This is a genomic window from uncultured Limnohabitans sp. (assembly GCF_937889215.1).
Lineage (GTDB): Bacteria > Pseudomonadota > Gammaproteobacteria > Burkholderiales > Burkholderiaceae_C > Limnohabitans_A.
The window spans coordinates 1-1690 of sequence record NZ_CALBEX010000371.1; the positions used below are offsets into that span (position 1 = coordinate 1).

Below are 1690 nucleotides of genomic sequence, written 5' to 3' on the forward strand. Positions count from 1 at the left end.
CTGTTCAGCTTGGCCCGATTGCAGAAAAAAACTGCTTTTCGAACCTGTTTACACAACCGGCTTTGGGTTTCTTGGAAACCGCAAAGCCCACGTTGCCGGAGCTGACGCCTGAAACGAAGGGAATTGCCGAGAGTGATCGTCCATCAACTGCGCGTGAGCGCAGCCATGGGGATCGTGGCGCGTGGATGGGGCGAGGGAAAAGGCATGCAAAAATTTGTCCACTGCCGGGGGCTTCCCCCGGTGTCTAAGACAAACCGCCGGGCACAAGGCGTGAGGGTGCACAGAGGCTTCGTGAGCCGCTCCAAGCACATCAGCAAAGTTCCGAACAACACAAACATCTCGCTTTGATCCGCCCAGCAGCCTTTGGGCTGCTGGACTTGGGGTATTCCGTATCTGGGTTTCTGGGCGTCGGCCCAACCTCCGGGCGTTTTGCCACTGTTGGCGTTGGCCTTCAGTCTGCAAAATCGTGCCGAGGGTGGCATCGACCATCTGGCTTGGCGCTGTGGTGGTGGACTAAACTCCAGCTCTGCAGGAATTCATTTCCATTTGAATCAACCACTTACAGCCAATTGCCAGTGAATCACATTATAGGGGCCAAGTCCTCAACTGCGACGCCCGCCGTCAAATGGTTGTTGGTAGACGAGGAGTCGGCCGGTCAACGGTTGGACAATTTTTTGATGCGGCACCTCAAAGGGGTGCCCAAAACCCACGTCTACCGGATCATTCGAAGCGGTGAGGTGCGGGTCAACAAGGGCCGTGCCTCGGCCGAGACGCGTGTCGAGTCGGGTGACCAAGTGCGTTTGCCACCGGTACGTATTTCAGACAAAGTGGCTGAAAAGGCGGCTCGGCCTGCCCCGGGGCGCGAGTTTCCAATGCTCCTGGAGGACGACAGCTTGATGGCCATCGACAAGCCGGCGGGCGTGGCAGTGCATGGGGGCTCAGGCGTCAGTTTTGGCGTGATCGAGCAATTGCGCCAGGCTCGGCCTCAGGCCAAGCTGCTGGAGTTGGTGCACCGGCTGGACCGTGACACCAGTGGCATTTTGTTGGTGGCCAAAAAGCGCAGCGCCCTCAAGCACCTGCAAGACCAGTTTCGTGAACGCGAGACGGGCAAGACTTATTTGGCCTTGGTCAAGGGCGATTGGCCTGCCAATCTGAGGGTCATTGACCAGCCCCTGCACAAATTTCTGTTGCCCGATGGCGAGCGTCGGGTGCGTGTGACCACGCCCGAAGACCCGGATGCCCTGCGCTCCATCACCTTGGTCAAGGTGTCTCATCGTTTGCAGGGGGCTACTTTGCTGGAGGTGACCATCAAAACCGGGCGCACGCACCAAATCCGGGTGCACTTGGCTTCGCAAGGTCACCCCATTGCGGGGGATGACAAATACGGTGATTTCGATTGGAATCGTCAACTCCAAAAACCCGGGGCCAGCCCGGGCCTGAAACGCATGTTTTTGCACGCTTGGCGCTTGCAGTTCAACCACCCTGTGACCGCCGAGCGCTTGGCCTTGCAAGCCGAATTACCGCCTGAATTGAAAGCTTATGTTGAACATGACACCCGCAAGACCCCGCCAGTTTGACCTGATCGCCTTCGATTGGGATGGCACGCTGTTCGACTCCACCGCCATCATCACCCGCTGTATCCAGAGGGCGGTGGTGGATGTGGGCGGGCAGGAGCCGAGCCAAGAGGCCG

2 protein-coding genes and 1 pseudogene are annotated in these 1690 nt (G+C 58.5%); all 3 read left to right on the forward strand.

Annotated features, from left to right (window positions below; all coding sequences use genetic code 11):
* Positions 1–248: hypothetical protein (locus Q0341_RS09435; RefSeq protein WP_299512489.1), on the forward strand; the 248-nt coding region annotated here is incomplete at its 5' end.
* Between the two features lie 327 nt (positions 249–575).
* On the forward strand, positions 576–1577 hold the full coding sequence (locus Q0341_RS09440; protein WP_299512492.1) for an RluA family pseudouridine synthase: 1002 nt from the start codon (positions 576–578) through the stop codon (positions 1575–1577).
* Positions 1549–1690 (forward strand): annotated as a pseudogene (locus Q0341_RS09445) (HAD family hydrolase); the annotation flags it as partial. The gene Q0341_RS09440 and the pseudogene Q0341_RS09445, both read left to right, overlap by 29 nt.